Annotated in this window: 20 protein-coding genes and 1 other annotated feature; of the genes, 12 read left to right on the forward strand and 8 right to left on the reverse strand. The window is 58.6% G+C overall.

Translation table 11 applies throughout. The features are described from left to right. The first annotated feature begins 45 nt into the window (after positions 1 to 45). Together acrR and mscK are read left to right on the forward strand one after the other, a co-directional pair. Positions 46 to 696 carry a multidrug efflux transporter transcriptional repressor AcrR gene (gene acrR / locus A1WC_RS0124920; protein WP_008805439.1) on the forward strand — a complete coding sequence of 217 codons (651 nt, stop codon included), beginning with the start codon at positions 46 to 48 and terminating at the stop codon, positions 694 to 696. Between the two features lie 129 nt (positions 697 to 825). Then, positions 826 to 4173 carry a mechanosensitive channel MscK gene (gene mscK, locus A1WC_RS19820; protein WP_016160396.1) on the forward strand — a complete coding sequence of 1116 codons (3348 nt, stop codon included), beginning with the start codon at positions 826 to 828 and terminating at the stop codon, positions 4171 to 4173. 35 nt (positions 4174 to 4208) lie between these two features. Here mscK and A1WC_RS19815 read toward each other — a convergent pair whose 3' ends face one another. The 3 genes from A1WC_RS19815 to priC all read right to left on the reverse strand — a co-directional run bounded on the left by A1WC_RS19815 (position 4209) and on the right by priC (position 5889). Further along, complete coding sequence (locus A1WC_RS19815) at positions 4209 to 5108, reverse strand: Rpn family recombination-promoting nuclease/putative transposase (protein WP_016160397.1); 900 nt, start codon at positions 5106 to 5108, stop codon at positions 4209 to 4211. Between the two features lie 67 nt (positions 5109 to 5175). After that, positions 5176 to 5349: a pleiotropic regulatory protein RsmS gene (gene rsmS / locus A1WC_RS25780; protein ID WP_008805442.1), complete on the reverse strand. Its 174-nt coding sequence runs from the start codon at positions 5347 to 5349 to the stop codon at positions 5176 to 5178. Positions 5350 to 5361: 12 nt separating this feature from the next. Next, positions 5362 to 5889 (reverse strand): primosomal replication protein N'', encoded by a 528-nt coding sequence (gene priC, locus A1WC_RS19810; RefSeq protein ID WP_016160398.1) that lies wholly within the window; start codon positions 5887 to 5889, stop codon positions 5362 to 5364. 69 nt (positions 5890 to 5958) lie between these two features. Here priC and A1WC_RS19805 point away from each other — a divergent pair, with 69 nt between their 5' ends. The 9 genes from A1WC_RS19805 (at position 5959) to A1WC_RS19765 (ending at position 15342) form a co-directional block, all read left to right on the forward strand. Next, positions 5959 to 6336, forward strand: coding sequence for a DUF454 family protein (locus tag A1WC_RS19805; protein ID WP_008805444.1), 378 nt, complete (start codon positions 5959 to 5961; stop codon positions 6334 to 6336). A 150-nt stretch (positions 6337 to 6486) separates the two neighbouring features. After that, positions 6487 to 7038: an adenine phosphoribosyltransferase gene (apt, locus tag A1WC_RS19800; protein ID WP_016160399.1), complete on the forward strand. Its 552-nt coding sequence runs from the start codon at positions 6487 to 6489 to the stop codon at positions 7036 to 7038. Positions 7039 to 7130: 92 nt separating this feature from the next. Then, entirely contained in the window at positions 7131 to 9038 is a 1908-nt protein-coding gene (gene dnaX / locus A1WC_RS19795) for a DNA polymerase III subunit gamma/tau (protein WP_012968809.1), read from the forward strand. Next, positions 8371 to 8435: a sequence feature (DnaX frameshifting element), on the forward strand. Its footprint overlaps the gene before it by 65 nt. 53 nt (positions 9039 to 9091) lie before the next feature. Then, positions 9092 to 9424, forward strand: coding sequence for a YbaB/EbfC family nucleoid-associated protein (locus tag A1WC_RS19790; protein ID WP_008805448.1), 333 nt, complete (start codon positions 9092 to 9094; stop codon positions 9422 to 9424). Continuing rightward, positions 9424 to 10029 carry a recombination mediator RecR gene (gene recR, locus A1WC_RS19785; protein WP_008805449.1) on the forward strand — a complete coding sequence of 202 codons (606 nt, stop codon included), beginning with the start codon at positions 9424 to 9426 and terminating at the stop codon, positions 10027 to 10029. The genes A1WC_RS19790 and recR overlap by 1 nt, the downstream gene beginning before the upstream one ends. 112 nt (positions 10030 to 10141) lie before the next feature. Then, positions 10142 to 12016, forward strand: coding sequence for a molecular chaperone HtpG (htpG, locus tag A1WC_RS19780; RefSeq protein WP_012542661.1), 1875 nt, complete (start codon positions 10142 to 10144; stop codon positions 12014 to 12016). Positions 12017 to 12238: 222 nt separating this feature from the next. Then, complete coding sequence (gene adk, locus A1WC_RS19775; RefSeq protein WP_002892184.1) at positions 12239 to 12883, forward strand: adenylate kinase; 645 nt, start codon at positions 12239 to 12241, stop codon at positions 12881 to 12883. A gap of 128 nt (positions 12884 to 13011) precedes the next feature. After that, a complete protein-coding gene (gene hemH / locus A1WC_RS19770; RefSeq protein ID WP_016160400.1) occupies positions 13012 to 13974 on the forward strand; it encodes a ferrochelatase in 963 nt (320 codons plus the stop codon). Between the two features lie 63 nt (positions 13975 to 14037). Further along, the gene (locus tag A1WC_RS19765; protein WP_016160401.1) at positions 14038 to 15342 is read left to right on the forward strand and encodes an inosine/guanosine kinase; all 1305 of its coding nucleotides are present in this window, start codon (positions 14038 to 14040) and stop codon (positions 15340 to 15342) included. A 35-nt stretch (positions 15343 to 15377) separates the two neighbouring features. On the opposite strand, the gene ybaL is transcribed toward A1WC_RS19765, so the two are convergent. Together ybaL and A1WC_RS19755 are read right to left on the reverse strand one after the other, a co-directional pair. After that, positions 15378 to 17054 carry a YbaL family putative K(+) efflux transporter gene (ybaL, locus tag A1WC_RS19760; protein WP_008805453.1) on the reverse strand — a complete coding sequence of 559 codons (1677 nt, stop codon included), beginning with the start codon at positions 17052 to 17054 and terminating at the stop codon, positions 15378 to 15380. Positions 17055 to 17279: 225 nt separating this feature from the next. Continuing rightward, complete coding sequence (locus A1WC_RS19755; RefSeq protein WP_008805454.1) at positions 17280 to 18500, reverse strand: MFS transporter; 1221 nt, start codon at positions 18498 to 18500, stop codon at positions 17280 to 17282. 269 nt (positions 18501 to 18769) lie between these two features. Between A1WC_RS19755 and ushA the strand changes: the two genes are divergently transcribed. Continuing rightward, a complete protein-coding gene (gene ushA, locus A1WC_RS19750; protein ID WP_012542660.1) occupies positions 18770 to 20422 on the forward strand; it encodes a bifunctional UDP-sugar hydrolase/5'-nucleotidase UshA in 1653 nt (550 codons plus the stop codon). A gap of 105 nt (positions 20423 to 20527) precedes the next feature. On the opposite strand, the gene ybaK is transcribed toward ushA, so the two are convergent. From ybaK to copA, 3 genes are all read right to left on the reverse strand, one after another. Then, positions 20528 to 21007, reverse strand: coding sequence for a Cys-tRNA(Pro)/Cys-tRNA(Cys) deacylase YbaK (gene ybaK / locus A1WC_RS19745; protein WP_004204728.1), 480 nt, complete (start codon positions 21005 to 21007; stop codon positions 20528 to 20530). 201 nt (positions 21008 to 21208) lie between these two features. After that, on the reverse strand, positions 21209 to 22003 hold the full coding sequence (locus A1WC_RS19740) for a TraB/GumN family protein (protein WP_016160402.1): 795 nt from the start codon (positions 22001 to 22003) through the stop codon (positions 21209 to 21211). 131 nt (positions 22004 to 22134) lie between these two features. After that, positions 22135 to 24636 (reverse strand): copper-exporting P-type ATPase CopA, encoded by a 2502-nt coding sequence (gene copA, locus A1WC_RS19735; RefSeq protein ID WP_016160403.1) that lies wholly within the window; start codon positions 24634 to 24636, stop codon positions 22135 to 22137. Positions 24637 to 24675: the final 39 nt, after the last annotated feature.

Consider the following 24675-nt stretch of genomic DNA (forward strand, 5'->3'; position numbering starts at 1 on the left):
ATTCACAAATGTATGTAAACGTAACCTCTGTAAAGTCATTAACCTATGGCACGAAAAACCAAACAACAGGCACGTGAAACCCGGCAACTGATTCTGGATGTTGCTCTGCGTCTGTTTTCGCAGCAAGGCGTATCATCTACCTCGTTGGCAACAATTGCAAAAGCTGCGGGTGTAACGAGGGGGGCTATCTACTGGCATTTCAAGAATAAATCAGATTTATTCAACGAAATTTGGGAGCTGTCAGACGCCAGTATTAGCGATCTCGAAATTGAGTATCGGGCAAAATTCCCCAACGATCCACTCTCAGTTATCAGGGAGATATTAGTCTATGTTCTTGAAGCGACAGTGACAGAGGAACGTCGACGATTAATGATGGAGATTATCTATCATAAGTGTGAGTTTGTCGGTGAGATGACCGTAGTGCAGCAGGCCCAGCGGCAGCTCTCCCTGGCGAGCTACGAGCGTATCGAGCAGACCTTAAAAGAGTGCATCGCCGCGAAGCTGTTGCCCGCCAATTTACTCACCCGGCGGGCGGCCGTGTTAATGCGCAGCTACCTTTCCGGCCTGATGGAAAACTGGCTGTTTGCCCCTGACTCGTTCGACCTGCATGCGGAAGCGCGCGACTACGTCGCCATCCTGCTGGAGATGTATCAGTTCTGTCCCACGCTACGCGGCCCGGAGAGCCTGACAGCTTAACGTTAGCGCGCGGATGAACGTGAATTTTTAGCGCCGTCCGCCGCTATTCGCCAGCGAAGAGAAGTGCTATTCTGCGCGCTTGCGACGACCCCCGGTATTCTCCGGCATTTGCATTCATTCATATTAACTATGCTGCACACGATCTCCAGGCAACGCGCCACGTTTATCTTTTTCATTACGCTGCTCTGCTTTATTGGCCTTTTCAGCCCAGTCCAGGGCCGCGCCGCGGACCTCCCTGACCGGGCAGAGGTGCAGAGCCAGCTCAATACGTTAAACAAGCAAAAAGAACTGACTCCCCAGGACAAACTGGTCCAGCAGGATTTGACCCAGACGCTGGAAACGCTGGATAAAATCGAGCGCATCAAAAGCGAGACGGCACAGCTGCGTCAGCAGGTCGAGCAAGCCCCGGCGAAGCTGCGCCAGGCGGTGGATAGTCTCAACAACCTGAGCGAGGTCTCTGACGACGCCGCCACGCGCAAAACGCTCAGTACGCTCTCTCTGCGTCAACTGGAGTCACGCGTCACCCAGACGCTGGACGATCTGCAGAATGCGCAAAACGATCTGGCGACCTATAACAGCCAGCTGGTTTCCCTGCAAACGCAGCCGGAACGTGTGCAGAACGCGATGTATAACGCCTCCCAACAGTTGCAGCAGATCCGCAATCGGCTGAATGGCACCTCGGTGGGCGACGATACGCTGCGCCCGACCCAGCAGGTGCTGTTGCAGGCTCAACAGGCGCTGCTCAACGCGCAGATTGAGCAGCAGCGCAAGAGCCTCGAAGGCAACACCGTCCTGCAGGATACCCTGCAGAAGCAGCGTGACTACGTCACCGCCTGGAGCAACCGGCTGGAGCATCAGCTGCAGCTGCTGCAGGAGGCGGTGAACAGCAAGCGGCTTACGCTGACGGAGAAAACCGCCCAGGAGGCGGTCACCCCGGATGAAACCACGCGAATTCAGGCCAATCCGCTGGTCAAGCAGGAGCTGGATATTAACCATCAGCTCAGCGAGAAGCTGATCCAGGCGACGGAGAACGGTAACCAGCTGGTGCAGCGCAATATCCAGGTGAAGAACTGGCTCGACCGCGCGCTGCAGTCTGAACGGGATATTAAAGAGCAAATTTCAGTTCTGCGGGGGAGCCTGCTGCTGTCGCGCATTCTTTATCAGCAACAGCAGACGCTGCCGTCGGCGGACGAACTGCAGGATATGACCAACCGCATCGCCGACCTGCGGCTCGAGCAGTTTGAGGTGAACCAGCAGCGCGACGCGCTGTTCCAGAGCGACGCCTTTGTCGCCAAACTGGAGGAGGGGCACAGCAGCGAAGTGAACGATGAAGTCCACGCCGCGCTACTGGAAGTGATCGACATGCGCCGCGAACTGCTTGACCAGTTCAACAAACAGCTGGGGAACCAGCTGATGATGGCCATCAACCTGCAGATCAACCAGCAGCAGTTGATGAGCGTCTCGAGCAGTCTGAAGGAAATTCTGACCCAACAAATTTTCTGGGTGAACAGCAATAAACCGATGGACTGGGAGTGGATTAAGGCCTTCCCGGAAGCGCTGAAAGGTCAGTTTAAGGCGATGAAAATCACCGTGAACTGGGAAAAAGCGTGGCCCGCGGTGTTTATCGCTTTCCTGGCCGGTTTACCATTGCTGCTGATTGCCGGCCTGATCCGCTGGCGTCTGCAGTGGCTGAAGGATTATCAGGCTAAGCTTGCTTCCCAGGTGGGGCAGCTGCGCAACGATACCCAGCTGCATACGCCAAAGGCGATCCTGATCGACCTGATTCGGGCCTTGCCGGTGGTGCTGGTAATTTTGGCGATTGGCCTGATCTTACTCACCATGCAGCTTAATATCAGCGGACTGCTGTGGGCGTACAGTAAAAAGCTGGCCATGTTCTGGCTGGTCTTTGGTCTGTGCTGGAAAGTGCTGGAAAAGAACGGCGTGGCGGTCAGCCACTTCAATATGCCTGCGCAGTTGACCAGCCACTGGCGGCGACAAATTGTTCGCGTCAGCCTCGCGTTGCTGCCGCTGAATTTTTGGTCGGTGATTTCCGAGCTGTCGCCACTGAACCTGATGGACGACGTGCTGGGGCAGTTTGTGATTTTCTTCAATCTGCTGCTGATTGCCGTGCTGGTCTGGCCGATGTGTCGGGAAAGCTGGCGTGATAAAGAATCACACAGCCTGCGCCTGCTGACGATCACCGTGCTGTCTATTGTCCCGGTAGCCCTGATGGTGCTGACGGCGACCGGTTACTTCTACACCACGCTGCGCCTGGCGGGACGCTGGATCGAGACCGTGTATCTGGTGATGATCTGGAACCTGCTGTACCAGACCGTGCTGCGCGGTCTGAGCGTGGCGGCGCGACGTATCGCCTGGCGCCGGGCGCTGGCGCGCCGTCAGCATCTGGTGAAGGAGGGTGCGGAAGGCGCCGAGCCGCAGGAGGAGCCGACTATCGCTCTCGAGCAGGTCAACCAGCAGACGCTGCGCATCACCATGCTGGTGATGATCGCGCTGTTCGCGGTCATGTTCTGGGCGATTTGGTCTGATCTGATCACCGTTTTCGCCTATCTCGACAGCATTACCCTCTGGCACTACAACGGTACCGAAGCGGGGGCCAGCGTGGTGCGCAGCGTCACGATGGGCAGTCTGCTGTTTGCCATTGTGGCGTCGATGGTCGCCTGGGCGCTAATACGCAACCTGCCGGGTCTGCTGGAGGTGCTGGTTCTCTCGCGTCTCAATATGCGTCAGGGCACCTCCTACGCCATCACCACCATTCTTAACTATGCGATTATCGCCATCGGGGCGATGACGGTGTTCGGGTCGCTGGGCGTCTCCTGGGATAAACTACAATGGCTGGCGGCCGCGCTGTCGGTTGGTTTAGGTTTTGGCCTGCAGGAGATCTTCGGTAACTTCGTCTCCGGTCTGATTATTCTGTTCGAGCGTCCAGTGCGCATTGGGGATACGGTAACCATCGGCACCTTCTCCGGTACGGTAAGCAAAATCCGTATCCGCGCGACCACCATCACCGACTTCGATCGCAAAGAGGTAATTATCCCGAACAAGGCGTTCGTTACCGAGCGCTTGATCAACTGGTCGCTCTCCGACACCGTGACCCGGGTGGTGATCCGCCTCGGCGTCGCCTATGGCTCCGATCTGGATAAAGTGAAAGCGGTGCTGCTGAAGGCCGCGCACGATCATCCGAAAGTGATGCAGGAGCCGGCGCCAGCGGTTTTCTTCACCACCTTCGGGGCCAGTACGCTGGATCATGAACTGCGTCTGTATGTTCGTGAACTGCGCGATCGCAGCTACACGGTGGATGAGCTCAACCGCGCCATCGACCGCCTGTGCCGGGAGAATGACATTAACATTGCCTTTAACCAGCTGGAAGTTCATCTGCGCAATGAAAAAGGCGATGAAGTCACCGAAGTGAAGCGGGACGGGAAGGGGGACGATCTGGCGCCCACCACCGCGTCCTGATCGAAGAGGGGCGGCGCAAAGCCGCCCCTGCTGCTTCAGGGTGCCAGCGCGGCGAGTTCTTCATCGCTGAGCCCGGTGAGCTCCTGCACGGTTTGACGTTCGAGGCCGCGCGCCAACATTCTGGCGGCGATGCTGCGGGTGGCTTCCTGCTCACCCTCTTGCTGTCCCTGTTTACGGCCTTTTTCTTCCAGCCATTCGGCAATGGTCATCATCAGCTCCTTATGCCTGGGCGACTGCGCCGCCAGCGTGCGGATCAGCGCCCCCGGATGTTCCGTAGTTCCCGCCTGCAACATATAGCGCAGCAGCGTATTCAGCTGCGCTTCGGTCAGATAGCCTTGCGTCATCAGCGCAATCAGCGGCACCTGCAGCTCGGCCAGATCGCGATGGCGGATATGCTTTTGCAGCAGCTCCAGCATGGCCATCCGCCGATGACGGGCGATCTGATTATCTGGCATTACGGTGAGGTCCACCAGCGGAAAATCATTGCTATAGAGCGTCTTCGCCAGCGCCGGATCGGCGAATAGCTGTTGCCAGTTGCGGGCCCAGGGCCAGGGGCTCACTTTGCCGTGATAAAACAGAATGGGCACCACCAGCGGCAGCGTGTCGTGGCCAGCGTCCAGATGACGCTGCATGGCGGCCAGCGCATAGCGCAGCAGGCGAAATGCCATCAGCTTGTCCGGGGTACTCTGGTGCTCAATCAGCGCGTACACATAGCCCGGTCCATGACGCGTGCGCAGTGAGTAAAGGATATCGGAATAGCTGGCGCGCAGGTCCTCTTCAACAAAGCTACCGGAGACCAGCTGCAGCGAATCCAGTTCGCAGATCGCCAGAAACGGCGCGGGGAGATACAACTGCAAAAAATCCTTCGCGACCGCCTGATGCATGAGCATCTGGCGAAACACCGCGTCGTGTGGGGTTTGACTGACTTTTTCCATCAATATTGTCTCCAGTGGCGTCATGCGCAGAGGACCAGACTGCCAGCACACTGCCGGAGACAACATCCTACTTCTCTGGGTTTTGCGACCCGCTTTCCGCGTTTTTTAACTTGTTTGCATAATCCCGCCTGACAATTTCCAGCGCGCCCAGCACGGTTTGCGCCGGGATCTGATGTGATTCCAGCAACATGATTAAATCGACGGCCAGTTTGACCTCATCGGATGCATTTTCCAGCGACATCGGGCTCTCCTGTTAGCGCGTCAGCCGCGCCAGTACGTTTTCAATCTTGTCCAGTGCCTGTCGGCAGCGCGCCAACCGGCCGCTGTAGGCTTCAACTTCTTTCCCCAGCCGCTGCTGCTCGTCAAGGCTGGTCGCCTGCGCCAGCTGACGCTGACGTTGGTCGCGCATCGCCAGCAGGCGGCGCTCATACTCCTGATGCTGCAGGCGACGGCGCTGCCAGCGGCTCAGCGTTGGCGACGCGTGGTCCCAACTGCGCAAGGACCAGGTGGCGGTTTCACGACGCAGCGCGGCGATTTGCGCCGCCAGACGCTCGGCAATCCAGACCACCTGCGGCAGCTGCTGGCGCTCGACGGCCTGGCTCAGTTGGGAAAAGTTTTGCCGGGCTTCCGCCAGATAGTCCTGCATCAGCGTGCTGCGGGTATGAAAGAGCTGACGGTCAAAGCGTGGGCTCAGGGTCGCGTGCTCCGCCAGCGGCGCCACCAGCGCGGCCAGCTCGCTGAGCTGATCGTTCAGCGTTTGTAAAAGTTGAGCTGTTTTCACCACACCTCTCCATTCCCTTCCAGCCAACTGTGCTACAGTAGCCTCATCTGTTTGATAACGATTCGCATTATGCCACCTGTTATTCTAACCATTATCGGCTGGCTGGCGGTAGCGCTGGGTACGCTGGGCATCTTCTTACCGTTGCTGCCGACGACGCCGTTTATTCTGCTCGCCGCCTGGTGCTTTGCCCGCTCATCGCCGCGCTTTCACCAGTGGCTGCTGTATCGCTCCTGGTTTGGCGGCTATCTTCGCCATTGGCAGCAGTACCGCGCGATGCCTCGCGGCGCCAAACCGCGCGCCATTGCGATGATCGTAGTGACTTTTGCTATTTCGCTGTGGCTGGTTAAGCTTACGTGGGTGCGCATCATGCTGTTGGTCATTCTGGCCTGCCTGCTGATCTTTATGTGGCGCATTCCGGTGGTTGACGCAAAGCAACAAAAGCACTGATGCGCAATAATGCCTGTTGCAATTGTTGCTGACAGCCAGTAAATTCTGGCGTTTTCGAGCGCGGGCAAGCCTGGTCAAAGGTTAAACAAATGTTTCTTTGGCCCCTTTTGCACGCCCGTGGGTAACACCGTTTCAATCAGGCATACACTTATGACCGCAACTGCACAGCAGCTTGAATATCTGAAGAACAGCATCCAGAGTATCGAGGATTATCCAAAACCTGGCATTCTTTTCCGCGATGTCACCAGCTTACTGGAAGACCCGAAGGCCTACGCGCTTAGCATTGAACTGCTGACCGAGCGCTACAGAGACGCGGGTATTACCAAAGTGGTAGGGACTGAGGCGCGTGGCTTCCTGTTCGGCGCCCCGGTTGCGCTGGCGCTGGGCGTGGGCTTTGTTCCGGTTCGCAAGCCGCGTAAGTTGCCGCGTGAAACCATTGCCGAGAGCTATGAGCTGGAGTATGGCACCGATCAGCTGGAGATCCACGTTGACGCAATCAAACCGGGTGACAAAGTGCTGGTGGTGGACGATCTGCTGGCGACCGGCGGCACCATCGACGCGACGGTCAAACTGATCCGCCGTCTCGGCGGCGAAGTGCACGATGCCGCTTTCATTATCAACCTGTTCGATCTGGGCGGCGAACAGCGCCTGGAGAAGCTGGGGATCCACTGCTACAGCCTGGTGCCGTTCCCGGGCCACTAAGCAAATCCCTCCACATAGCCTCGCCGATCGGGCGGGGCTGTGATAGCATGACCCCTTCGTGATTTCACCTTCCAGCGTTTCAGAGCCAGCCCATGAGTTATCAGGTCTTAGCCCGTAAATGGCGCCCACAAACCTTTGCTGACGTCGTCGGCCAGGAACATGTGCTGACCGCACTGGCGAACGGCTTGTCGTTAGGGCGCATTCATCACGCTTATCTCTTTTCCGGTACCCGCGGGGTCGGTAAGACCTCCATCGCCCGTCTGCTGGCGAAAGGGTTAAACTGTGAAACCGGCATCACCGCCACCCCCTGCGGCGTGTGCGATAACTGCCGGGAAATTGAACAGGGGCGTTTTGTCGATCTGATTGAGATTGACGCCGCCTCGCGCACCAAAGTCGAAGATACCCGCGACCTGCTGGATAACGTCCAGTACGCGCCGGCCCGCGGCCGCTTTAAGGTCTATCTCATCGACGAAGTCCATATGTTGTCGCGCCACAGCTTCAACGCGTTATTAAAAACGCTGGAGGAGCCGCCAGCACACGTCAAATTCCTGCTGGCGACGACGGATCCGCAGAAGCTGCCGGTGACGATCTTATCCCGCTGCCTGCAGTTCCATCTCAAAGCCCTGGATGTTGAACAGATCCGCCATCAGCTGGAGCATATTCTTGGCGAAGAGCAGATTGCCTTTGAGCCCCGCGCGCTGCAGCTCTTGTCGCGGGCAGCCGACGGCAGCCTGCGCGATGCCTTAAGCCTGACCGATCAGGCGATTGCCAGTGGAGAAGGACAGCTGACGGCCGCATCGGTGAGCACCATGCTCGGCACCCTTGATGACGATCAGGCGCTGTCGCTGATTGAAGCGCTGGTCGCTGCCGACGGCGAGCGGGTGATGGCGGGCGTCAATGACGCCGCCGCACGCGGCGTCGAGTGGGAGGCGCTGTTGGTGGAGATGCAGAGCCTGCTGCACCGCATCGCCATGGTACAGCTGTCGCCTTCGGCGCTGGGCGCCGATATGGCCACGGTCGAAGTGCGGATGCGCGAACTGGCGCGAACCGTACCGCCGGGTGACGTTCAGCTTTACTACCAAACGCTGCTGATGGGCCGCAAAGAGCTGCCTTATGCGCCGGACCGGCGAATGGGCGTCGAAATGACGCTGCTCCGCGCGCTGGCGTTTCATCCGCGTAAGCCGCTGCCAGAGCCGGAAGTGCAGCCAGCACAGACCGCCGCGCCCGCGCCGCGTCAGCCGGTTGCCCCCGCTGCGCCGCCGCAGCAGCCGTCGCAGAGTTTGCCGCCGACCACCAGCCAGGTGCTGGCGGCCCGCAGCCACCTGCAGCGCAGCCAGGGAGCAACCACTCCAAAAAAGAGTGAACCGGCAGCCGCTTCCCGCGCGCGGCCGGTGAATAACGCTGCGCTGGAGCGACTGAGTTCGATTACCGAGCGCGTCCAGGCTCGTCCGGCGGCGGCTGCCCTTGAGCAGGCCCCGGCGAAGAAAGAGGCCTATCGCTGGAAGGCGACGACAGTGGTTGAAGAGGCCAAAGTCGAAGTCGCGACGCCAAAAGCGCTGAAAAAAGCGCTGGAGCATGAGAAGACGCCGGAGCTGGCGGCCAAGCTCGCCGAAGAAGCGGTCGAGCGCGACAGCTGGGCGGCGGAAGTGAGCCGGCTGGCGGTACCTAAGCTGGTCGAGCAGGTGGCGCTCAACGCGTGGAAAGAGCAGGAGGGCAGCCGCGTCTGTCTGCATCTGCGCCCCAGCCAGCGTCACCTCAATTCCACCGGAGCGCAGCAAAAGCTGGCTGAAGCGCTGGGGGTGTTGTACGGTACGCCGGTTGAATTGACCATCGTGGAAGATGATAATCCCGCGATGCGTACGCCGCTGGAGTGGCGGCAGGCTATTTATGAAGAAAAGCTCGCGCAGGCGCGCGAAGCCATTATCGCGGATAATAACATTCAGACCCTGCGTCGTTTCTTCGACGCCGATCTGGATGAAGAGAGTATCCGCCCCATTTGAACGCCAGTCTGACTGGCATTCAGTACCTTTAACGATGACTGAGAGAGAAGCCTATGTTTGGTGGAAAAGGCGGCCTGGGTAACCTGATGAAGCAGGCCCAGCAGATGCAAGACAAAATGCAGAAGATGCAGGAAGAGATCGCTCAGCTGGAAGTGACTGGCGAATCCGGCGCGGGTCTGGTGAAAGTGACCATTAACGGCGCGCACAACTGCCGCCGTGTGGAAATCGACCCAAGCCTGCTGGAAGACGACAAAGAGATGCTGGAAGATCTGGTGGCTGCCGCGTTTAACGACGCCGCGCGCCGCATTGAAGAGACCCAGAAAGAGAAGATGGCTTCCGTTTCTGCCGGTATGCAGCTGCCGCCAGGCTTCAAGATGCCGTTCTGATGCAAACCAGCCCGCTGTTAACTCAGCTTATGGAAGCGCTGCGCTGTCTGCCGGGCGTTGGCCCGAAGTCGGCGCAGCGCATGGCGTTTACCCTGCTGCAGCGCGATCGCAGCGGCGGTATGCGCCTGGCGCAGGCGCTGACGCGCGCGATGTCGGAGATCGGCCACTGCGCCGATTGCCGCACCTTCACCGAGCAGGAGGTGTGCAATATCTGCAGCAACCCGCGTCGCCAGGAAAACGGCCAGATCTGCGTGGTGGAGAGTCCGGCGGACATCCACGCCATCGAGCAGACCGGGCAGTATTCCGGCCGCTACTTCGTGCTGATGGGGCACCTGTCGCCGCTCGACGGCATCGGGCCAGATGACATCGGGCTCGATCGCCTTGAACAACGGCTGGAAGCGGAGTCGATCACCGAGGTGATCCTTGCCACTAACCCGACCGTTGAGGGTGAGGCGACGGCCAACTACATCGCGGAGCTGTGCGCGCAGTATGGCGTTGATGCCAGCCGCATCGCCCACGGCGTGCCGGTGGGCGGCGAGCTGGAAATGGTCGACGGCACCACGCTGTCCCACTCGCTGGCCGGTCGTCACAAGATTACTTTCTGAACAAATGGAGGCGGCCAGCGCCGCCTCCGCTTGAAAAATTTCCCCGCAGTCCCCATCTCCCACTCAACGGTTTTTTACCCCATTTAAAATGGCATTGTTGAGGTTGAATCAGATGAAAGGACAAGAAACTCGTGGTTTTCAGTCAGAGGTAAAGCAACTTCTGCACCTGATGATCCATTCCCTCTATTCCAACAAAGAAATCTTTCTGCGTGAGCTGATTTCCAACGCCTCTGATGCGGCCGATAAGCTGCGTTTCCGCGCGCTGTCGCAGCCGGATTTGTATGAGGGCGATGGCGAGCTGCGCGTACGGGTTTCGTTTGATAAAGACAACCGCACCCTGACCATCGCCGATAACGGTATCGGCATGAACCGGGAAGAGGTTATCGATCATCTCGGCACTATCGCCAAATCCGGCACCAAAGCGTTTCTGGAATCGATGGGTTCCGACCAGGCGAAAGACAGCCAGCTGATCGGCCAGTTCGGCGTCGGCTTCTACTCTGCCTTCATCGTGGCGGATAAAGTGACCGTGCGTACCCGTGCGGCGGGCGATAAACCTGAGAATGGCGTGTTCTGGGAATCCGCCGGCGAAGGGGAATATACCGTTGCCGACATCACCAAAGCCGATCGCGGCACCGAAATCACCCTGCATCTGCGTGAGGGCGAAGACGATTTCCTCAACGACTGGCGCGTGCGCTCCATCATCAGCAAGTATTCCGACCATATCGCGCTGCCGGTTGAGATTGAAAAGCAGGAAGAGAAAGACGGCGAAACCGTGATTTCGTGGGAAAAAATCAACAAGGCGCAGGCCCTGTGGACCCGCAGCAAGTCCGAAGTGAACGACGACGAATACAAAGAGTTCTACAAGCATATCGCTCACGACTACAGCGACCCGCTGACCTGGAGCCACAACCGCGTGGAAGGTAAGCAGGAGTATACCAGCCTGCTGTATATCCCGTCGCAGGCGCCGTGGGATATGTGGAACCGCGATCATAAACACGGCCTGAAGCTGTACGTGCAGCGTGTGTTCATTATGGACGACGCCGAGCAGTTTATGCCGAACTACCTGCGCTTCGTGCGTGGCCTGATCGACTCCAACGATCTGCCGCTGAACGTCTCCCGTGAAATCCTGCAGGACAGCAGCGTGACCCGCAACCTGCGTACCGCGCTGACCAAACGCGCGCTGCAGATGCTGGATAAGCTGGCGAAAGACGACGCTGAAAAATATCAAACTTTCTGGAAACAGTTCGGCCTGGTGCTGAAAGAGGGCCCGGCGGAAGATCCGAGCAACCAGGAAGCGATCGCCAAACTGCTGCGTTTCGCGACGACGCATACCGACTCCTCCGCGCAGACCGTGTCGCTGGAAGAGTATGTCTCGCGGATGAAAGAAGGCCAGGAGAAGATCTACTACATCACTGCCGACAGCTATGCGGCGGCGAAGAGCAGCCCGCACCTCGAACTGCTGCGTAAGAAAGGGATTGAAGTTCTGCTGCTCTCCGATCGCATCGACGAGTGGATGATGAGCTACCTGACCGAGTTCGACGGCAAAGCGTTCCAGTCGGTGGCGAAAGCCGACGAGTCGCTGGACAAGCTGGCGGATGAAGTGGACGAGTCCACCAAAGAAGCTGAAAAAGCGCTGGAGCCGTTCGTTGAGCGTGTGAAAAACCTGCTTGGCGACCGGGTGAAAGAGGTGCGTCTGACCCATCGTCTGACCGACACCCCGGCGATTGTCACTACCGATGCCGATGAGATGAGCACGCAGATGGCGAAGCTGTTCGCGGCAGCGGGCCAGGCGGCACCGGAAGTGAAATACATCTTCGAACTGAACCCGGCGCATCAGCTGGTGAAACGCGCCGCCGATACGCAGGATGACGCGCAGTTCGGCGAATGGGTGGAACTGCTGCTGGATCAGGCGCTGCTGGCCGAGCGCGGCACGCTGGAAGATCCGAACCAGTTTATCCGTCGTATGAACCAGCTGCTGGCTTCCTGACGCGAACCTGAACGAGTAGCCCGGCCGAGCGACGCGACGCCGGGAACGGGATAAATGCCCCGCCTGAGCAATTTGCTCCGGCGGGGCATTTCACATTGGATTGCATAAAATATCTCACCATTAACCGTTTCAGCCGCACCGCCTTCCTTGAGCCATCGCCGTTCTGGTGGTATGGTTTAGCGTTTTTGAAAAATTGAATCGACTTTTGAGGGGATTTTCGTAATGCGTATTATTCTGCTTGGCGCTCCGGGCGCGGGTAAAGGAACTCAGGCTCAGTTCATCATGGAGAAATACGGTATTCCGCAAATCTCCACCGGCGATATGCTGCGCGCGGCGGTAAAATCCGGCTCTGAGCTCGGTAAGCAAGCGAAAGACATTATGGACGCCGGCAAGCTGGTAACCGATGAGCTGGTCATCGCGCTGGTGAAAGAGCGTATCGCCCAGGAAGATTGCCGTAACGGCTTCCTGCTGGACGGCTTCCCGCGCACCATTCCGCAGGCTGACGCCATGAAAGAAGCGGGTATTACCGTTGATTACGTGCTGGAATTCGACGTGCCGGACGAACTGATCGTCGACCGCATCGTTGGCCGTCGCGTTCACGCGGCATCCGGTCGCGTCTACCACATCAAATTCAATCCGCCGAAGGTGGAAGGCAAAGACGATGTGACCGGCGAAGAGCTGACCACCCGTAAAGACGACCAGGAAGAGACCGTGCGTAAGCGCCTGGTGGAATACCATCAGATGACAGCACCGCTGATCGGCTACTACACCAAAGAAGCGCAGGCGGGCAACACCAAATATGCCAAAGTCGACGGCACCAAAGCGGTAGCTGACGTGCGCGCTGAACTGGAAAAAATCCTCGGCTGATAAAGCCTTTTCTCATCCTGCTGCCGCAGGATGAGAACTCCTCTCATTTCTACCTTTTGCTATGATTGGTTCCGTTTAGCGCCATTTCAGCTACAATTGGCTGCGATTCAAATGGTTAAGAGGCGGTAATGCATCAGACGAAAACAGGTATCTTGCTGGCCAATTTAGGCACTCCCGATGCGCCCACCCCCGGTGCGGTGAAGCGCTATCTGCGACAATTCCTCAGCGACAAACGGGTGGTGGATACATCTCGTCTGCTATGGTGGCCGCTGCTGAGTGGCGTCATACTGCCGATTCGCTCCCCGCGCGTGGCGAAGCTCTATCAGTCCGTGTGGATGGAGGAGGGATCGCCGCTGATGGTATACAGCCGTCGCCAGCAGCAGGCGCTGGCCGCCAGGCTGCCGGATACGCCGGTGGCGCTGGGCATGAGCTATGGTTCGCCGTCGCTGGCCAGCGCGGTGGATGATTTACTGGCGCAGGGGGTGGGACACATCGTGGTGCTGCCGCTGTACCCACAATATTCCTGTTCGACGGTGGCCGCCGTCTGGGATGAGCTGGCGCGGATCCTTGCGAAAAAGCGCGCTATTCCGGGTATCTCGTTTATTCGCGACTATGCCGATCACCCGGACTATATCCATGCGCTGGCGGCCAGCGTGCGCGCCTCCTTCGCGGTGCACGGGGAACCCGATCTGCTGCTGCTCTCCTACCATGGGATCCCGCAGCGCTATGCCAACCAGGGCGATGATTATCCCCAGCGCTGTCGCGATACCACGCGGGAACTGGTTTCCGCGCTGGGGCTGCCGCCGGAGCGGGTGATGATGACCTTCCAGTCGCGCTTTGGCCGGGAACCCTGGCTGACGCCGTACACCGATGAGACGCTGAAGATGCTTGGCGAGCAGGGGACGAAGCATATTCAGGTGCTGTGCCCGGGGTTTGCCGCTGACTGTCTCGAAACGCTGGAAGAGATTGCTGTTCAGAACCGGGAAGTTTTCCTCGAAGCGGGTGGCGAGCAGTATGAATATATTCCGGCGCTAAATGCGGATGTGGCGCATATTGAGATGATGGTCAACCTGACGGCGCCTTATCGCTGATCGCGCGCAGGGCGGGGAATATGCTACTATTTCCCGCTTGTTCCCTGTTATTTAAGCGCCACTATGAAATTTCCCGGTAAACGCAAATCCAAACACTATTTTCCCGTCAACGCCCGCGACCCGCTGCTGCAGCAAATTCAGCCGGAGAATGAATCCAGCGTCTCCTGGGTGGTCGGTATCGACCAGACGCTGGTGGATATCGAAGCGAAAGTGGATGAAGCGTTTATCGTACGCTATGGTCTGAGCGCGGGCCACTCGCTGGTGATTGAAGATGACGTCGCCGAGGCGCTGTACCAGGAGCTGGTACGCAATAATCTCATTACCCATCAGTTTGCCGGCGGCACCATCGGCAATACCATGCATAACTACTCGGTGCTGGCGGACGATCGCTCGGTGCTGCTTGGCGTGATGTGCAGCAATATCGACATCGGCGGCTATGCCTATCGCTACCTGTGCAATACCTCCAGCCGCACCGATCTGAACTATCTGCAGGGCGTCGACGGCGCCATTGGCCGCTGTTTTACCCTGATCAGCGACAGCGGCGAGCGCACCTTCGCCATCAGCCCGGGTCACATGAACAAGCTGCGCCCGGAAAGCATTCCGGAATCGGTGATCGCCGGCGCCTCGGCGCTGGTGCTCACCTCCTACCTGGTACGCTGCAAGCCGGGCGAGCCGATGCCAGACGCCACGATGAAAGCCATCGAGTACGCCAAAAAGCATGATGTTCCGGTGGTGTTAACTCTCGGAACTAAATACGTGATTGCCGATAACCCTGCGTGGTGGCAGCAGTTCCTGCAGGAGCATGTCTCGATTCTGGCGATGAATGAAGAAGAAGGGGAAGCCCTGACCGGTTTTGCCGATCCGCTGTCGGCGGCGGATAAAGCGCTGGACTGGGTCGACCTGGTGCTGTGCACTGCCGGTCCGGCGGGCCTGTATATGGCGGGCTTTACCGAAGAAGAGGCGAAGCGGAAAACCCAGCATCCGCTGCTGCCGGGGGCGATCCCGGAGTTTAACCAGTTTGAATTCAGCCGTGCGATGCGCCACCAGGATTGCGTTAATCCGCTGCGTATCTATTCACATATCGCCCCGTATATGGGCGGGCCTGAAAAAATCATGAATACCAACGGCGCTGGCGACGGCGCCCTGGCGGCGCTGCTGCATGACATCACCGCCAATAACTACCACCGCAATAACGTGCCCAACTCCAGCAAGCACAAATGCAAATGGCTGACCTACTCCTCACTGGCGCAGGTGTGTAAATATGCCAACCGCGTGAGCTATCAGGTGCTGAACCAGCACTCGCCGCGTTTAACCCGCGGCCTGCCGGAGCGTGAGGACAGCCTGGAAGAGGCGTACTGGGATCGGTAAGCGCGCCCCTCTCCCGACGGGGAGAGGGCAGTACATCAGCCGGTGACCACTTCACCGGCCGGTGGCGTTTCCAAAAGCTGCAGCATGGCGCGGGCAATTTCCCGCTCGCCCATCACCACCTGATTAGCCCCGCGATCGATAATGTAGTCCACTTCATCATCGTAATGGGCGCGGGCGATGATCTCGATATTCGGGCATTTTTCCCGTGCGGAAGCGACAATCTCTCCGGCCTCGTAGCCGTTGGGGATAGTCAGCAGCAGCCAGCGGGCGCAGTCGAGATGCGCCAGTTCCATGATCTCTTCATTGGCGGCATTACCCAGCACCGCGCTGATCCCGCGCTCGCGTAACTCATCCACGCGGGTACGCGAGGTTTCAACCACCACCAGCGGGATCCCCTGGGCCATCAGCTTCTCGCCCAGCAGACTGCCGACGCGGCCGAAGCCAACCAGCAGCGCGTGGTTACAGATATCGACTGGCACCTGTTTCTCATCTTCCAGCACCTCTTCCAGCGTCTGCTCGTCGAGGGTTTCGGTTTTATCGAGATATTTTTCCAGCAGGGTAAACAGCACCGGGTTGAGCATAATCGAGATAATCGCCCCGGCCAGCACCAGGTTTTGTCCAGCCTGCGGCAGCAGGTTAAGCGCCATCCCCAGGCCGGCGAGAATAAAGGCAAACTCACCAATCTGCGCCAGGCTGGCGGCAATGGTCAATGCGGTACGCGGCGAATGACCAAACATACGCACGAGGAAAAAGGCGGCGGCGGATTTACCAAAGATAATAATCGCCAGTGTCGCCAGCACCGCCAGCGGCTGCTGCACCAGCACCATCGGGTCAAACAGCATGCCGACGGAGACAAAGAACAGCACCGCGAAGGCGTCGCGCAGCGGCAGGGTGTCATGGGCGGCGCGGTGGCTCAGCTCAGATTCGTTAAGCACCATGCCGGCGAAGAAGGCGCCAAGGGCGAAGGAGACATCAAACAGCTCCACGGCGCCGAAGGCGATGCCCAGCGCCAGGGCCAGCACCGACAGGGTGAACAGCTCGCGTGATCCGGTGGCGGCGCTGCGCGACATGATCCACGGCACCAACCGGCGACCGACCAGCATCATGATGGCGATAAAGGCCACCACTTTACCAATGGTGATCCCGAGGTCGAGGGCCAGAGAGGCGAACCCAACGTCACCTTTCTCCGTCATCCCGGCAATCGCTGGCAGCAGGACCAGCGTCAGGACCATCACCAGGTCTTCTACAATCAGCCAGCCAATGGCAATCTGCCCGCGCTGACTGTCAATAAGCTGTCGCTCCTCGAGGGCACGCAGTAGCACCACGGTACTGGCGGTGGAGAGACACAGGCCAAAGACGATGCCGGTCATCAGCGACCAGCCAAGGGCGGCGGAAAGTGCCATACCCAGCAGCGTCGCCACGGCTATCTGGGCGATGGCCCCGGGAATGGCGATCGACTTTACCGCCATCAGATCTTTCAGGGAAAAATGCAGCCCGACGCCGAACATCAGCAGGATCACGCCGAGTTCTGCCAGTTCAGGAGCCAGTTTGGTATCAGCAACAAAGCCTGGGGTGAAAGGTCCGGCCAGCACGCCCGCTAAGAGATATCCCACCAGAGGAGAAATACGTAGCTTATTGGCAATCATGCCGAGAATAAAGGCGAGCACGAGGCCGCCGACAATGGTGGTGATAAGCGGTGTTGCGTGGTGCATTCCGTCTCCTTTCCAGTGGTGTATCGGTCCATTTTGCTACCCTATCCGGGTAATAGTTTATGACAAAAACGTTCACTTTGTTTATGAATAATTCTTGAATTGTGCAAAAAAATGGAATTAACCGGCCAAAAGGCACAGAAGGGAAAATCGCGGAGGGAATGCGCGCATCAGGCTGATGGCGCAAGGGATAACGGCGGCCAGCGTTGCACTTTGGCCGCCGGATAATCAGGCTTTTTGCCGGTTATCAGGAAGAAATATCGTCAGGAAACCCAGCAGCGGCAGGAAGGCGCAGATTTTATACACCAGATCGATACTGGTATGGTCCGCCAGCAGGCCCAGCACCGCGGCGCCAAGGCCACCCATGCCAAAGGCGAAGCCGAAGAACAGGCCAGAAACCATGCCGATTCGACCCGGCAGCAGCTCCTGCGCATAGACCAGGATAGCGGAAAAGGCCGAGGCGAGGATAAAACCAATAATCACCGTTAAAATCCCCGTCCATTCAAGGCTGGCGTAGGGTAAAACGAGGGTAAACGGCGCCACACCGAGGATAGAGCCCCAAATCACATATTTACGTCCAATTTTATCGCCAACTGGCCCGCCGATTACCGTCCCGGCGGCAACCGCGAACAGGAAGGCAAACAGATGAAGCTGGGCATTTTGCACCGATAATCCGAACTTATGCATCAGATAAAAGGTGTAATAGCTGCTAATGCTCGCCATATAGAAATATTTCGAGAAAATCAGCATCAGCAGAATACCTACCGCCAGAATCACCTTATTGCGCGGCAGCGGATTAACGATCAGCGGCTTCGGTTTGCCTTTATTCATCCGGTGCTGTGCGGCATACCAGCGGCTGATTTGCGACAGCACCACAATAGCCAGCAGGGCGGCCAGCACGAACCAGGCGACGTTGCCTTTGCCATAGGGGGCGATAATCACCGCCGCCAGCAATGGACCAAGCGAGCTGCCGAAGTTGCCGCCGACCTGGAACAGCGACTGGGCCAGGCCGTGACGGCCGCCAGAGGCCATCCGCGCCACGCGGGATGATTCCGGATGGAAAACCGAGGAGCCGGTACCCACCAGCGCGGCAGCCAGCAGCACCATGCCGAAACTCCCGGCCAGCGCCAGGAGAATCAAACCGCAGAGGGTGAAGCACATGCCCACCGGCAGCGACCACGGCATCGAGCGTTTATCGGTGATGTAGCCAATCACCGGCTGGAATAGCGATGAGGTGAGCTGGAAGGTGAGGGTGATCATCCCGATCTGCACGAAGGTAAGGGAGAACTCCGCCTGCAGCAGTGGGTAAATCGCAAGGATGAGCGACTGGATCATATCGTTAAGCAAATGGGACAGGCTGATCGCGCCTAAGATGCCAAACGAGGTGCGTGCTTTTTGCGGCGGCGCAGCGGGGCCGGACAGGGGTTGAGCGGTCTGATTGATTGCCATAGGTTCACGTCACTTTTTTATATAGCTTTCGTCATTTTTACGCCATGGCGACGACCCTGATTTTCCCGGCTACTACATGGGAAATATAACCAACGGGCTGACGCAATGCCATACAATGCGAAGGCGTATAGAGAATGCAGGTGGAATTATTATCCGACTAACATACCTGTCCTTAGGGGGTGAAGGAAGTCGCAATTCTGAAAACATATTTGTCAACGCGACTAACTCGCTATACTTTCGGCACTTGGGATTAAGTCAGGGAGTGAAGCATGCAGTATTTTAAACATCGCGTAGCGCTGGCGTTATTTGCCGCCTTATCGCTGGGCAGCCTGTCCGCACAGGCCTATGAGCAGGATAAAACCTATAAAATTACCATCCTGCACACCAACGATCATCACGGCCATTTCTGGCGCAATGACTACGGCGAATATGGTCTGGCGGCGCAGAAAACGTTGGTCGATGGCATCCGGAAAGAAGTGGCGGCGGAAGGGGGGAGCGTCCTGCTGTTATCCGGCGGCGATATTAATACCGGCGTGCCGGAGTCTGATTTACAGGATGCAGAGCCCGATTTTCGCGGCATGAACCTGATCGGCTACGACGCAATGGCGGTGGGGAACCATGAATTTGATAATCCGCTGAGCGTGCTGCGCCAGCAGGAAAAGTGGGCGAAGTTCCCGTTCCTGTCGGCCAATATTTATCAGAAAAGCACCGGCGAACGGCTGTTCAAACCCTGGGCGCTGTTTAAGCGCGGCGGGCTGAAAATCGCGGTGATTGGCTTAACCACCGACGATACGGCCAAGATTGGCAATCCGGAATATTTCACCGATATCGAATTCCGCAAACCGGCGGAAGAGGCGAAGCTGGTGATCCAGGAGCTGCAGCAGAATGAAAAGCCGGACGTGATCCTGGCCACCACCCATATGGGCCATTACGACAATGGCAACCACGGCTCTAACGCGCCGGGCGACGTTGAAATGGCGCGGAGTTTACCTGCGGGATCGCTGGCGATGATCGTCGGCGGTCACTCGCAGGATCCGGTATGCATGGCGTCGGAAAATAAAAAGCAGGTCGATTATGTGCCAGGCACCCCGTGCGCGCCGGATCGTCAGAACGGCATCTGGATCGTCCAGGCGCATGAGTGGGGCAAATACGTCGGCCGCGCCGATTTTGAGTTCCGCAACGGCGAGATGAAGCTGGTGCATTATCAGTTGATCCCGGTGAACCTGAAGAAAAAAGTGACTTACGATAACGGCCAAAGCGAGCGGGTGCTGTATACGCCGCAGATCGCAGAGAACCCGCAGATGATGTCGCTGCTGACGCCGTTCCAGAACAAAGGCAAAGCGCAACTGCAGGTCAAAATTGGTAGCGTGAATGGTCATCTGGAGGGCGACCGCAGTAAAGTGCGCTTTGTGCAGACCAATATGGGGCACCTGCTGCTGGCGGCGCAGATGGCGCGCAGCAATGCGGATTTCGCGGTGATGAGCGGCGGTGGGATCCGCGACTCCATCGAGGCGGGGGATATCACCTATAAGGATGTGATGAAGGTCCAGCCGTTCGGCAATGTGCTGACCTATGTCGATATGAGCGGCAAGGAGGTGGTGGATTACCTGACCGCCGTCGCGCAGATGAAGCCGGATTCCGGCGCCTATCCGCAGTTTGCCAACGTCAGCTTTGTAGCCAAAGATGGCAAACTGAACGATCTGAAAATCAAAGGCGAACCGGTGGATCCGGCGAAGACCTACCGGATGGCGACGCTGAGCTTTAACGCTACCGGCGGCGATGGCTATCCGAACATTGCCGATAAACCCGGGTATGTGAATACCGGCTTTATCGATGCCGAAGTGCTGAAAGAGTATATCGAGAAGAACTCGCCGCTGGATGCGGCAGCCTACGAGCCGAAAGGCGAGGTGAGCTGGCAGTAAGCCTGGGCTTCAGGTTGGCTATTTCCCCGGTGGCGCTGCGCTTACCGGGGCTACGAGTTGGGTAACCCGGATAAGGCGCGTGCGCCGCTATCCGGGATGGTGTGCTCAATCGCGGCGGGCGATATCGGCGAACTTCGCGTCCAGAAGCTGCGCCAGATCGCTGGCCGCCAGCTCAATATCCAGACCGCGTTTGCCGCCGGAAATATAGATGGTGGCAAATTCCTGCGCCGGAGCGTCAATCACCGTCGGCAGGCGCTTCTTCTGCCCCAGCGGACTGATGCCGCCCACCAGATAGCCGGTGATACGCTGCGCCACCATCGGGTCGGCCATGTCGACTTTCTTGGCGCCCAGCGCTTTCGCCACTTTCTTCAAATCCAGCTGCCCGGCGACCGGGGTGACGGCGACCGCCAGATGCTTCATATCGCCGTTAACGGCGACCAGCAGGGTCTTGTAAACCTGGTCGGCATTGAGGCCGAGCTTGCGCACCACTTCATCTCCGAAGTTGGTCTCATTGGGATCGTGATCGTAACTGTGGATCTGAAAGGGGATTTTGTTTTTTTCGAGTAATTTAACGGCGGGAGTCATAGCTATCCTTCTTACCAACCGGTTTTGCGTGACGTCAGAATACGCCCGCAGGTTGTCTAAAAAATAGTACCATCTTGCGCAATAGTGTTGGCAGTGATGGTCACTTTGAGCGACAATCAGACGATCCGGGATGCAAATCCCGGGATAATAATAATGATGAAATTCCTCTTTGACGGGCCAATAGCAATATTGGCCATTTTTTTAGGTCAGCATATCCGGCAGATTCCCTTCGCCATACAGGTGCAGCGCGCCGACGGCAACCACGTAGCGCCCCGGCGGCAAGGCCAGCAGCGTCTCGCGCCAGGCGAGATTGCGCTGGTGCATCAGCACATCATACAAAGACTGGCTAAAGGTCGTCGGCAGCGATACCGCGCCGCGCGATGGCGGTTGCTCCAGCCACCAGCCGATCATCACCTGTAGCAGGCGGGCATTGGTCCGCCAGTGGCTCAGCGTATCCTCCAGCAGCGCCATCCCCCCGTCGGGCAGATCGCGCAGCAGCGCGATTTGGCTGTCGGCGCCTTCCAGCTCCATCACCGTTATGTTGCTCTCGCGGGCGGCCATCAGCAACTGATAATCGATGCCGTAATCCGGTCGCAGTCCCAGCTTCTGCGCCTGGGTGGCTTGTAGCACCATCGCCACCTGCCACAGCGGCTGGCTGTCGAACAGCCCGACCGACAGGCCCAGCTCGCCGGCTCGCGCCTCTAGCGCGCTCAACTGCGCATCGCTCAGACGTTCTGCCAGCGGCGGGTAAGAGGGAAGGTTGCTAAACGGGGTTTCATTGCCGCTGATATCGGCCTCGACGATTAACGCATCGGCCTGGCGTATTTTTTTCAGAAGCTTCGCTGGCGGCGGCGCCATGTCGCGGGTGCCCATATGGATGCTGCCGACGAGGTGCAAATAGCGTTCGCCGGGCAGGACGATATCCATCGCAGGCCAGGAATAAGACGAGCCGACGGCGGCTCGCCACAGCATTTTTATCCGGTTTAACAGGCCCATACGCGCTCCGAAGTGTGAGGCATTCATGCTAGCGCATATGGTGATACACGTCACCCTTCCGGCGGGCTTTTCTTGTGTCAGCAAAAATACAGGCGCCGAACAACGTCGGCGCCCGTTTCATCTGACGGCGTTTACTCTTTTGGTTTAAAGCGCAGCAGGCGGTTGGCGTTACTCACCACGGTGATCGACGACAGCGCCATCGCCGCGCCGGCGACCACCGGGTTGAGCAGGGTGCCGGTCAGCGGCCAGAGGATCCCGGCGGCAATCGGGATACCCAGCGAGTTGTAGGCAAACGCGCCCAGCAGGTTCTGCTTCATATTGCGTAAGGTCGCCTTCGAAATCGCCAGCGCATCGGCCACGCCGTGAAGACTATGGCGCATCAGGGTGATCGCCGCGGTTTCAATAGCGACATCGCTGCCGCCGCCCATGGCGATCCCGACATCCGCCTGGGCCAGCGCCGGAGCGTCGTTAATGCCGTCGCCAACCATCGCCACTTTGTGCCCCTGGCTCTGCAGTCGTTTAATGGCATCGGCTTTACCGTCCGGCAGCACGCCAGCGATCACTTCATCAATGCCGGCTTCTTTGGCGATGGCCTTCGCGGTGGTGGGATTATCCCCGGTAAGCATCACCAGCCGGTAGCCCTGCCGATGCAGGCGGGCCAGGGCGTCGACGCTGTCTTCGCGCAGCGGGTCACGGATGGCGAACAGCGCGGCCGCCTGACCATCCACCGCCAGCAGCACCGGCGTGGCGCCGCGCGAGGCCTGCGCCGTCATCTCGCTTTCTATATCGCCGGTGGCGATATGCTGCTCGTTGAGCAGCGCCTGGTTGCCGAGCAGCAGGCGATGACCTTCCGCTTCGCCGCTGACGCCAAGGCCGCGCAGGGTGCGGAAGCCGCTCACTTCCGGCAACGAACTGTCGGCGGCTTTATCGAGGATCGCTCGCGCCAGCGGATGACTTGAGCCCTGCTCCAGCGCGGCGGCAAGACGCAACGCGGTATGCTCATCAACGCCAGCGAAAGTTTTCACCGCCACCACCTGCGGCTTGCCTTCGGTCAGGGTGCCGGTTTTATCGAACACCAGGGTGTCGAGTTCACTGGCGCGCTGCAGAGCATCGGCATCGCGCACCAGCACACCGTACTCCGCCGCCCGGCCAACGCCGGAGATAATCGACATCGGCGTCGCCAGGCCTAACGCGCACGGACAGGCGATAATCAGTACCGTGGTGGCAATGACCAGGGTATAGACGATCTGCGGCGCCGGGCCGAAGACGTACCAGATCGCGGCGCTGATCAGCGCAATGGCGACTACCGCCGGAACAAATACGGCGGAGATTTTATCCGCCAGCTGGCCGATCTCCGGCTTGCTGCTCTGCGCCTGGCGCACCATACGGATAATTCTTGCCAGCGTGGTCTGGCTGCCGACGGCGCTGGCGGTGAACAGCACGCTGCCGTCCTGCACCACGGTGCCGGCGTGAATGGCATCGCCATCGCCTTTTTGCTGTGGCACCGGTTCGCCGGTGAGCATCGCTTCATCAAACCAGGCTTCGCCCTGGCTTATCACGCCGTCGACCGGGACGCGGTCGCCGGTGGTCAGGCGCAGCGTCATACCCGCCTGAACTTCCGCGAGCGGCAGATCCTTTTCCCCCTTAGGGGTCACCACGCGGGCTGAAGGCGGCGTCAGATCGAGCAGTTTCTCCAGCGCTTTCGAGGAGCGCTGACGCGCGCGGGCCTCCAGCATATGGCCGAGGTTAATCAGGCCGATAATCATCGCGCTGGCTTCGTAATACAGATGCCGGGCTTCCATCGGGAACCACTGTGGCCACAGGTTGACGCTCATCGAGTACAGCCAGGCGACGCCGGTGCCGAGCGCTACCAGCGTATCCATGGTGGCGGTGCCGTTTTTCAGGCTTTTCCACGCGCTGTGGTAGAAGTGGCCGCCGGCAAAGACCATGACGGCGAGGGTGATAAGGCCGATGACCAGCCACAGCGAACGGTTGTCGTCGCTGACCATCATGTTATCGCCGATCATCCCCCAGACCATCACCGGCACGCCGACCAGCAGGGCGACAATCGCCTGCCAGCGAAAACGCTTCATCGTAGCAATAGCGGTTTCCTGCTGGCGTTCGCGGCGTTGCAGATCGTCTTCGATCGCCTCCGCGCCATAGCCGGCTTTCTCCACCGCCTGCACTAATTCTGCGGCGGACGCACTGCCCATCACCAGCGCCGTGCGTTCCGCCAGGTTAACCCGCGCCTGTGAGACGCCCGGCACCGCGGCAAGCGCGTTTTGTACCCGGGAGACGCAGCTGGCGCAGCTCATGCCGTTGATCAGCAGCTGTTGACTGTCATCTTCGTCATGGGCTGCCGGAAGCTCAGGAGTGGCCGCTGTCAGTGCTTCCGACGGGATTGATGATTCTGCCAGCGGTTTAGCCTTTGGGTGGCTGAGCTCCGCGCCGTATCCGGCTTGTTTCACGGTATCAATCAGCGCTTGCGCGCTGGCGCTGCCCGTGACATGGGCTTCAGTGAGGGTCACCTCGGCTTGCTCAACGTCAGGACGCTGTTCCAGACTCTCTTTCACGCGTTTGACGCAGTGGCCGCAGGAGAGGCCATCCAGCGTCAGGTCGATAGTGTTAGACATAAATAACTCCTGAATAATTTTCCGGTCAACGATTGACCA

It is taken from the genome of Klebsiella sp. KTE92, assembly GCF_000398905.1.
Lineage (GTDB): Bacteria > Pseudomonadota > Gammaproteobacteria > Enterobacterales > Enterobacteriaceae > Klebsiella > Klebsiella variicola.

Bases quoted from the DNA above. Each gene is read 5' to 3' on its own strand.
- acrR (WP_008805439.1), top strand. From the start codon at position 46: ATGGCACGAAAAACCAAACAACAGGCACGTGAAACCCGGCAACTGATT.
- mscK (WP_016160396.1), top strand. From the start codon at position 826: ATGCTGCACACGATCTCCAGGCAACGCGCCACGTTTATCTTTTTCATT.
- A1WC_RS19815 (WP_016160397.1), bottom strand. From the start codon at position 5,108: ATGGAAAAAGTCAGTCAAACCCCACACGACGCGGTGTTTCGCCAGATG.
- rsmS (WP_008805442.1), bottom strand. From the start codon at position 5,349: ATGTCGCTGGAAAATGCATCCGATGAGGTCAAACTGGCCGTCGATTTA.
- A1WC_RS19805 (WP_008805444.1), top strand. From the start codon at position 5,959: ATGCCACCTGTTATTCTAACCATTATCGGCTGGCTGGCGGTAGCGCTG.
- apt (WP_016160399.1), top strand. From the start codon at position 6,487: ATGACCGCAACTGCACAGCAGCTTGAATATCTGAAGAACAGCATCCAG.
- dnaX (WP_012968809.1), top strand. From the start codon at position 7,131: ATGAGTTATCAGGTCTTAGCCCGTAAATGGCGCCCACAAACCTTTGCT.
- A1WC_RS19790 (WP_008805448.1), top strand. From the start codon at position 9,092: ATGTTTGGTGGAAAAGGCGGCCTGGGTAACCTGATGAAGCAGGCCCAG.
- recR (WP_008805449.1), top strand. From the start codon at position 9,424: ATGCAAACCAGCCCGCTGTTAACTCAGCTTATGGAAGCGCTGCGCTGT.
- htpG (WP_012542661.1), top strand. From the start codon at position 10,142: ATGAAAGGACAAGAAACTCGTGGTTTTCAGTCAGAGGTAAAGCAACTT.
- adk (WP_002892184.1), top strand. From the start codon at position 12,239: ATGCGTATTATTCTGCTTGGCGCTCCGGGCGCGGGTAAAGGAACTCAG.
- hemH (WP_016160400.1), top strand. From the start codon at position 13,012: ATGCATCAGACGAAAACAGGTATCTTGCTGGCCAATTTAGGCACTCCC.
- A1WC_RS19765 (WP_016160401.1), top strand. From the start codon at position 14,038: ATGAAATTTCCCGGTAAACGCAAATCCAAACACTATTTTCCCGTCAAC.
- ybaL (WP_008805453.1), bottom strand. From the start codon at position 17,054: ATGCACCACGCAACACCGCTTATCACCACCATTGTCGGCGGCCTCGTG.
- A1WC_RS19755 (WP_008805454.1), bottom strand. From the start codon at position 18,500: ATGGCAATCAATCAGACCGCTCAACCCCTGTCCGGCCCCGCTGCGCCG.
- ushA (WP_012542660.1), top strand. From the start codon at position 18,770: ATGCAGTATTTTAAACATCGCGTAGCGCTGGCGTTATTTGCCGCCTTA.
- ybaK (WP_004204728.1), bottom strand. From the start codon at position 21,007: ATGACTCCCGCCGTTAAATTACTCGAAAAAAACAAAATCCCCTTTCAG.
- A1WC_RS19740 (WP_016160402.1), bottom strand. From the start codon at position 22,003: ATGGGCCTGTTAAACCGGATAAAAATGCTGTGGCGAGCCGCCGTCGGC.
- copA (WP_016160403.1), bottom strand. From the start codon at position 24,636: ATGTCTAACACTATCGACCTGACGCTGGATGGCCTCTCCTGCGGCCAC.